Raw genomic sequence first — 7,618 nt, 5'->3', positions numbered from 1 at the left:
CGTGGGCTCGGAGATGTGTATAAGAGACAGGCGCGGGGCAGCGTCACAGGCGCAACCGGACGCTAGACCTTCTTCACGAACTCCGACTTCAGGCTCATCTGGCCAAAGCCGTCGATCTTGCAATCGATGTCGTGGTCGCTGTCGACCAGGCGGATGCCCTTGACCTTCGTGCCCATCTTGACCACGCCGCCCGAGCCCTTGAGCTTCAAGTCCTTGATGACGGTGATGGTGTCGCCGTCCTGCAGCACGTTACCGGCCGAATCACGGTAGACGCGGGCGTCCTCGGTGGCTGCGGTGTCATCGCCGGCCGCGATGGGCCATTCATGCGCGCACTCCGGGCAGATGTAGTTGCCGCCGTCTTCGTAGGTGTATTCGGATTGGCATTTCGGACAGGCGGGCAGGACACTCACGGGGAAAACCTCGGATAAAACGCGCGCGGGGCGCAATCGGCGATTGTACTTCCCCCGATACGCAAAATTCGCCTAACGCGCGCGCATCATCGTTGAATATCGTGCAGCAGGTCCACAAAATGCTGGCCCGCCGCGCTTAACGGGCGGTCGCGCGGGACGATGCTGCCGAACTCGGTCAGCGACTGGCGTATCTGGTAGGGCAGGATGGCCAGCAAGCCGTGCGCCGCATACCGGCTGGCCACCGACTCGGGAATCACCCCCAGCATGTGCGACTTCATCGCCAGGTTGGTGGTGGTCAAAATGGACGCGGACTCGATCAGCCCCGGCGGCGTGGCCACGTTGTGCGACCGGAATTCCTGTTCGATCACATCGCGCATCGGGCTGCCGTGCGGCTGCAAGATCCAGGGATACGCCAACATGGCGTCGAACGCCAAGCGCTTTTGCCCGGCCAGCGGATGGTCCACCGCTGCGATCACCGACAGCGCCTCGTCGCCGATGGGCCGGAACACGTAGTTGCGGTCCGACAGGGTCAGCATGCGGCCGATCACCACATCCAGCTTGCCTTCGTTCAGCTGCGCGATCAGCAGGTCGCTGGTGCCCGTGGCAATTTCCACGGCCAGAAGCGGATAGGTCTGCTTCAGGCGCAGCAGGGCGTCAGTCAGGTGGCCGGGCGAAGCCGCCATGATGCTGCCGATGAAGAGTTTGCCCGCGCTGCCCAGCCGCAATTCGTCCAGCTCGCGCGCCAGCGACGACATGGTGCCGCGCATGCCGCGAAAGTAACCCATCACGCATACGCCGGCGGGCGTCAGCGCCAGCCCGCGACCCACCCGTTCAAACAGGGGCTGCCCCAACGCCAATTCCAGTTCGTGCAGCATTTTGCTGGCGGCCGACTGCGTCATGTTCAGCTGCGCCGCCGCCGCGCGCAGCGTGCCGCGTTCGTCGATAGCCAGCAGCAGCACGATCTGCCGCATGCGCAGCCGCGACAGCAGGGCGGGCACATTCAAGTTGCGTTCCATGATTGATCGCCTGTGGTGAACGGTTGGTGCAAAAGTTTCATTTTACGGAAACAGGCCTTGTTTCTAAGATGACTGCACAACAACTAGCCCATTCGGCCAAGAAACATCAAGGAGACAACCATGAACATCCGCATATTGGCGGCAACGGCCGCATTGGCCGCGGGCACGCTGTGCCTGTCGGCATCCGCGTTCGCCCAGACGCCGCGCGCCGACTGGCCGACCAAGCCGCTGCGCCTGCTGGTGGGGTCCGCACCCGGTGGTGGCACCGACGCCATGGCGCGCGCCGTGGCCGACCGGCTGGGGCCGATGCTGGGCCAGACCGTGGTCGTGGAAAACAAGCCAGGCGCATCCAACACGCTGGCCGCCGATCTGGCCTCCAAGTCCGCCGACAACCACACGATGGTGATGGGCGTGTCCACCGCCCACGCCATCGCCCCGCATCTGCTGAAGCTGGCCTACGACAACGACCGCGACCTGACGCCCGTGGTGTTCGTGGGCGCGGTGCCGAACATCCTGGTGGTCAACAATCAGGTGCCGGCGGACTCGGTGCAGGCGTTGATCGCGCTGCTGAAGCGTCGTCCGGGTGAATTGAACTTTGCCAGCAGTGGTTCGGGCAGCACGCAACACATCGCGGCCGAACTCTTCAAGGACGCCACCGGCGTGCAGATGACGCACATTCCGTATCGCGGCAGCGGTCCGGCCATGGTGGACCTGATGGGCGGACAGGTGCAGATCGCTTTCGAAACCGCGTCGTCGGTCATCCCGCACATCAAGAGCGGCAAGGTGCGCGCGCTGGCGGTGCTGAGCGCGCGGCGCAACCCGCAGCTGCCCGACGTGCCGACGATGGCCGAGGCCGGCGTGCCCGGCGTCGAAATGAGCGCCTGGTACGGCATCTACATGCCCACCGCCACGCCGGCAGCCATCCAGACACGCATTCACGACGACGTGAACCGCATTCTGGCCATGCCCGAGACGCAGGCGCGGCTGTTGGCCATTGGCGCGGACATCACCCCGATGAGCCAGGCGCAGTTCGCGCAGTTCCATAACGCCGAAAACCAGCGCTACGCCGGCATCATCAAAAAGAACCACATTTCCGTGGAGTGAGGCTTGTATGCACGCGCAGCAAAAGATAGCTATGCAGCAAAAACCGGATATGCCGCAAAAACCCGTGGTGGCCTTGACGCTGGGCGACCCGGCCGGCATCGGCGCCGAACTGATCGCGCGCTTGCTGGCGCAAGCCGAGGCCTGCGAACGCGCCAATATCGTGCTGGTGGGCGATGCCTGGCTGTGGCGCGAAGGCCAGCGCGTGGCCGGCGTGGACGTGCCCACCGAAGCGGTGACCAGCATGGCGGCAGTGCGGGCCCGCGCCGACACAAGCCGGCCCGCGTGGCTGGCCATGGACACCGTGCGCCCCGACCAGGTGACCGTGGGGCAGGCCGGTGCGGCGGGCGGCGCGTCGGTATTGCGCGTGCTGAACGCCTGCATGGACGCGGCGCGCGACGGGCATATCGACGCCATCTGCTTTGCGCCCTTGAACAAGTTCGCCATGAAGCAGGGCGGCTTGAAGCACGACGATGAACTGCACCACTTTGCGCAGTACCTGGGCGTGACGGGCACCTTCTGTGAATTCAATACGTTGGGCGACTTGTGGACGTCGCGCGTGTCGTCGCACATTCCCTTGAAGGACGCCGCCGCCGCGTTAAGCGTGGACCGCATCAAGGCCGCAACGCGCCTGATCTACCGGTCGTTGCAGGCCAACGGCATCGCCCAGCCGCGTGTGGCGGTCGCGGCGTTCAACCCCCACGGCGGCGACGGCGGCACGTGCGGGCGCGAAGAAGTCGACATCATCGAACCCGCCGTGCGGCAGCTGAACCAGGAAGGCTTGCCCATCGCTGGACCGTTTCCTGCCGACACGATTTTCCTGAAGGCGCAGGCGGGCCAGTTCCAGGCAATTGTCACGATGTACCACGACCAGGGGCAGATCGCGATCAAGCTGCTGGGCTTTTCGCGCGGGGTCACCGTGCAGGGTGGCCTGCCCATCCCCATCACCACGCCGGCGCACGGCACGGCGTATGACATCGCCGGCCAGGGCCGCGCCAACGTGGACGCTACCTGGCAGGCGTTTCTGATTGCGTGCCGTATGGGTGCGTCCACGGGTGTGTCGCACCGAGCTTCCCTTGTTTGAACAGGATCACACCATGAAAATCAAATCCGTCCGCGCCCGCGTTTTCGAATGGACCGGCAAGACCGTGCCGCCGCAAGGCAACTTCTGCTCCAACGCCATGGACCTGGTGCCCTCGCGCGAGGAAACCATGAGCACCTTCCGCTTTCATGGCTGGACGGTGGTGGAAGTGGAAACGGACGACGGCATCGTCGGGCTGGGCAACGTGGCGCTGGCGCCGCGCGTGGCCAAAGCCATCATCGACCAGTACCTGGCGCCGCTGGTGGTGGGGCAGGACCCCTGGGACTATGAATTCCTGTGGCAGCGCATGTACCGCGCCACGCACGCGTGGGGCCGCAAGGGCGTAACCATGGCGGCGATTTCGGGCGTGGACCTGGCCATCTGGGACATCCTGGGCAAGTCGGTGGGCAAGCCCGTGTTCAAGCTGCTGGGCGGGCGTACCAAGGAGAAGATTCCGGTCTATTACTCCAAGCTGTACCGCACCGATCTGAAAGCCATGCAAGACGAAGCGCAGACCTATCTGGACCAGGGCTTTACCGCGTTCAAGATGCGCTTTGGCTACGGCCCGGCGCACTTGCAAAAGGGCGTGGTTGAAAACCTGAAGTCGGTCCAAGCCATTCGTGAAGTCATCGGCTACGACACCGACCTGATGCTGGAATGCTATATGGGCTGGACGCTGGAATACGCCAAGCGCATCCTGCCCAAGCTTGAAAAATTTGAGCCGCGCTGGCTGGAAGAGCCCGTCATTGCCGACGATATCGACGGCTACGCCGAATTGAACCAGCTGACCTCGATTCCGATCTCGGGCGGCGAACACGAATTTTCGCTGTACGGATTCAAGCAATTGCTGGACCGGAAGGCGGTGTCGGTGGTGCAGTACGACACCAACCGCGTGGGCGGTATCACGGCGGCGCACAAGATCAACGCGCTGTGCGAAGCGTATAGCGTGCCGGTCATTCCGCACGCCGGCCAGATGCACAACTATCACCTGACGATGAGCACGCTGGCCTCGCCCATGAGCGAGTACTTTCCGATGTTCGACGTGGAAGTGGGCAACGAACTGTTCTACTACATCTTCGACGGCGAGCCCGTCGCCAAGGAAGGCTTCATCGACCTGGACGACAACAAGCCGGGCCTGGGGCTGACCTTGAAAACCGAATACCTCAACGATTTCAACATCATCGAGTAGGCCGCCATGACTGCCATATCCCAGGCGCCGCGCTATCGCGGCATCTTCCCGGTAGTGCCCACCACGTTCACGGAATCAGGCGAGCTGGACCTGCCCAGCCAGAAGCGCGCAGTGGATTTCATGATCGATTCCGGCGTGGACGGCCTGTGCATCCTGGCCAATTTCTCGGAGCAGTTCGTGTTGTCGGACGATGAACGCGAAGTGCTGACGCGAACCATCCTGGAACACGTGGCCGGCCGCGTGCCGGTGATTGTGACGACCACGCACTTCGGCACGCGCGTGTGCGCGGCGCGCAGCCGCCGCGCGCAAGAGCAGGGCGCGGCCATGCTGATGATCATGCCGCCGTATCACGGCGCCACGATCCGGGTGCCCGAGGCGCAAATCGAAGGGTTCTTCCAGCAGGTGTCGGACGCGGTGGACATTCCCATCATGATCCAGGATGCCCCGGTGGCCGGCACGCCGCTGTCCGCCGCGCTGCTGGCCAGGATGGCGCGCGAAATCGAACAGGTGTCGTACTTCAAGATCGAAACGGCGGGCGCGGCCTCGAAGCTGCGCGACCTGATTGCGCTGGGCGGCGCAGCGGTGGAAGGGCCCTGGGATGGCGAAGAAGCCATCACGTTGCTGCCGGACCTGGACGCGGGCGCCACCGGGTCGATGACGGGCGGCGGCTTTGCCGACGGCATCCGCCCCATCATCGAGGCGCACCGGGACGGCCGGCGCGACGAGGCCTACCGGCTGTACGAACGCTGGCTGCCGCTGATCAACTACGAAAACCGCCAGGGCGGCATCCTGACGGCCAAGGCGCTGATGAAGGCGGGCGGCGTGATCGATTGCGACGCGCCCCGGCATCCGTTTCCGCCGATGCGCGACGACGTGCGCCAGGGCCTGCTGGAAACGGCGCGGCGGCTGGAGCCGCTGGTGTTGCGCTGGGGGCGGTAACGGGCTTGTCTTCGAAGGGCGGCTGCGTCGCCCGTGCGCGCATCGCGCGGCCCCGGCCCGGCCTCGCCGCCGGGGCCAAACACAGCGTTCCACCACGTCGACCAAGCGGCGCCAGGGTAACGAGTAAAATTCCCGGCTATCGATCACGTTGGGGGCTCGTGTGCAGCCGGTTATATCAGTTCAAGGTTTATCCAAGCGATACGCCTCGGGATTCCAGGCGCTCAAGGGCGTCAACCTGGAAATCCAGCGCGGCGAGATCTTCGCCTTGCTCGGGCCGAACGGCGCGGGCAAGACGACGCTGATCAGCATCATCTGTGGCATCGTCAACCCGTCCGACGGACGGGTGCTGGCCGATGGCCATGACATCGTGTCGGACTTTCGCGCCGCGCGTTCCAAAATCGGGCTGGTGCCCCAGGAAATTTCCACCGACGCGTTTGAAAGCGTCTGGAACACCGTTACCTTCAGCCGTGGCCTGTTCGGCAAGCCGGCCAACCCGGCCTATATCGAAAAGGTGTTGCGCGACCTGTCGCTGTGGGACAAGAAGGACAGCCGCATCATGGCCTTGTCCGGCGGCATGAAGCGCCGCGTGATGATCGCCAAGGCCTTGTCGCACGAGCCGGCCATCCTGTTCCTGGACGAGCCCACGGCGGGCGTGGACGTCGAGCTGCGCCGGGGCATGTGGGAAATGGTGCGGCGCCTGCGCGAAAGCGGCGTCACCATCATCCTGACCACGCACTACATCGAAGAAGCCCAGGAAATGGCCGACCGCATCGGCGTGATCCGCAAGGGCGAGATCATCCTGGTGGAAGAAAAGAACGCGCTGATGGCCAAGCTGGGCAAGCGCCAACTGACGCTGACGTTGACGGCGCCGCTGCCCGGCATCCCGACGGCGCTGGACGCCTATCAGCTGGACTTGTCCGCCGATGGCTATCAACTGGTCTACACCTACGACAACCAGGGCGGCGGGCAGATTTCGCAATTGCTGCAGGACCTGAGCCGGCTTCAGATTGAATTCACTGACCTGAATTCGTCGGAAAGCTCGCTTGAGGATATCTTTGTCAGCCTGGTACACGGTCAATCATGAACTTCTACGCCATTCGCGCTATCTACCTGTTTGAAATGGCCCGTGCCTGGCGCACGCTGATGCAAAGCGTGCTGTCGCCCGTGATCTCCACGTCGCTGTATTTCGTGGTGTTCGGGTCCGCCATCGGTTCGCACATGGTCGAGATCGACGGGGTCAGCTACGGCGCCTTCATCGTGCCGGGCATGATCATGCTGTCGCTGTTGACGCAAAGCATCGCCAACGCGTCCTTTGGCATCTATATGCCGCGCTTTTCCGGCACCATCTACGAAATCCATTCGGCGCCCATCTCCTACGTGGAAATCGTCATGGGGTATGTGGGGGCGGCCGCCAGCAAGTCCATCATCCTGGGGCTGATCATGCTGGCCACGGCGCGCCTGTTCGTGTCGTTCGACATCGCGCACCCCATCTGGATGCTGGGCTTTCTGGTGTTGACGGCGGTGACGTTCAGCCTGTTCGGCTTCATCATCGGCGTCTGGGCCGATGGGTTCGAGAAGCTGCAAATCATTCCGCTGATGATCGTCACGCCGTTGACGTTCCTGGGCGGCACCTTCTATTCCATCAAGATGCTGCCGCCGTTCTGGCAGACCGCCACGCTGTTCAACCCCGTGGTCTACCTGGTCAGCGGCTTTCGCTGGGCGTTCTACGGCGTGTCGGACGTCAGCGTCGGCGTCAGCGTGGGCATGACGCTGGTGTTCCTGCTGGCCTGTCTGATCGGCGTGCGCTGGATCTTCAAGACGGGTTATCGCCTGAAGACGTAATCAAACGGTCGGGACGGTCCCAACCGTCCCGACCGATCAG

At 63.7% G+C, this 7,618-nt stretch carries 8 protein-coding genes; 6 read left to right on the top strand and 2 right to left on the bottom strand.

Annotated elements, in window-relative coordinates; translation table 11 throughout:
- Positions 1-62: 62 nt before the first annotated feature.
- Positions 63-410: a zinc ribbon domain-containing protein YjdM gene (locus AC6LJY_RS23680; protein ID WP_046805454.1), complete on the bottom strand. Its 348-nt coding sequence runs from the start codon at positions 408-410 to the stop codon at positions 63-65.
- An 86-nt stretch (positions 411-496) separates the two neighbouring features.
- A complete protein-coding gene (locus tag AC6LJY_RS23675; RefSeq protein ID WP_046805395.1) occupies positions 497-1,426 on the bottom strand; it encodes a LysR family transcriptional regulator in 930 nt (309 codons plus the stop codon).
- Positions 1,427-1,546: 120 nt separating this feature from the next.
- On the opposite strand from AC6LJY_RS23675, the gene AC6LJY_RS23670 reads away from it, so the two are divergent.
- From AC6LJY_RS23670 to AC6LJY_RS23645, 6 genes are all read left to right on the top strand, one after another.
- The gene (locus AC6LJY_RS23670; protein WP_498136892.1) at positions 1,547-2,530 is read left to right on the top strand and encodes a Bug family tripartite tricarboxylate transporter substrate binding protein; all 984 of its coding nucleotides are present in this window, start codon (positions 1,547-1,549) and stop codon (positions 2,528-2,530) included.
- Positions 2,531-2,579: 49 nt separating this feature from the next.
- Positions 2,580-3,611, top strand: coding sequence for a 4-hydroxythreonine-4-phosphate dehydrogenase PdxA (locus AC6LJY_RS23665; protein ID WP_498136891.1), 1,032 nt, complete (start codon positions 2,580-2,582; stop codon positions 3,609-3,611).
- A 13-nt stretch (positions 3,612-3,624) separates the two neighbouring features.
- Positions 3,625-4,797, top strand: coding sequence for an L-rhamnonate dehydratase (locus AC6LJY_RS23660; protein WP_046805392.1), 1,173 nt, complete (start codon positions 3,625-3,627; stop codon positions 4,795-4,797).
- Positions 4,798-4,803: 6 nt separating this feature from the next.
- Positions 4,804-5,736 carry a dihydrodipicolinate synthase family protein gene (locus tag AC6LJY_RS23655; protein WP_120156327.1) on the top strand — a complete coding sequence of 311 codons (933 nt, stop codon included), beginning with the start codon at positions 4,804-4,806 and terminating at the stop codon, positions 5,734-5,736.
- Between the two features lie 160 nt (positions 5,737-5,896).
- The gene (locus AC6LJY_RS23650; RefSeq protein ID WP_046805390.1) at positions 5,897-6,820 is read left to right on the top strand and encodes an ABC transporter ATP-binding protein; all 924 of its coding nucleotides are present in this window, start codon (positions 5,897-5,899) and stop codon (positions 6,818-6,820) included.
- Complete coding sequence (locus AC6LJY_RS23645; protein WP_046805389.1) at positions 6,817-7,578, top strand: ABC transporter permease; 762 nt, start codon at positions 6,817-6,819, stop codon at positions 7,576-7,578. The genes AC6LJY_RS23650 and AC6LJY_RS23645 overlap by 4 nt, the downstream gene beginning before the upstream one ends.
- Positions 7,579-7,618 lie beyond the last annotated feature (40 nt).

The sequence above is a fragment of the Achromobacter sp. RT286_PF genome, from assembly GCF_059760425.1.
The sequence above is the reverse complement of the archived record's forward strand: the minus strand, read 5'-3'. Positions and strand labels throughout refer to the sequence as shown.

Excerpts from the sequence above, each read along its gene's own strand:
- AC6LJY_RS23675 (WP_046805395.1), bottom strand. The coding sequence starts at position 1,426 with ATGGAACGCAACTTGAATGTGCCCGCCCTGCTGTCGCGGCTGCGCATG.
- AC6LJY_RS23670 (WP_498136892.1), top strand. The coding sequence starts at position 1,547 with ATGAACATCCGCATATTGGCGGCAACGGCCGCATTGGCCGCGGGCACG.
- AC6LJY_RS23665 (WP_498136891.1), top strand. The coding sequence starts at position 2,580 with ATGCCGCAAAAACCCGTGGTGGCCTTGACGCTGGGCGACCCGGCCGGC.
- AC6LJY_RS23660 (WP_046805392.1), top strand. The coding sequence starts at position 3,625 with ATGAAAATCAAATCCGTCCGCGCCCGCGTTTTCGAATGGACCGGCAAG.
- AC6LJY_RS23655 (WP_120156327.1), top strand. The coding sequence starts at position 4,804 with ATGACTGCCATATCCCAGGCGCCGCGCTATCGCGGCATCTTCCCGGTA.
- AC6LJY_RS23645 (WP_046805389.1), top strand. The coding sequence starts at position 6,817 with ATGAACTTCTACGCCATTCGCGCTATCTACCTGTTTGAAATGGCCCGT.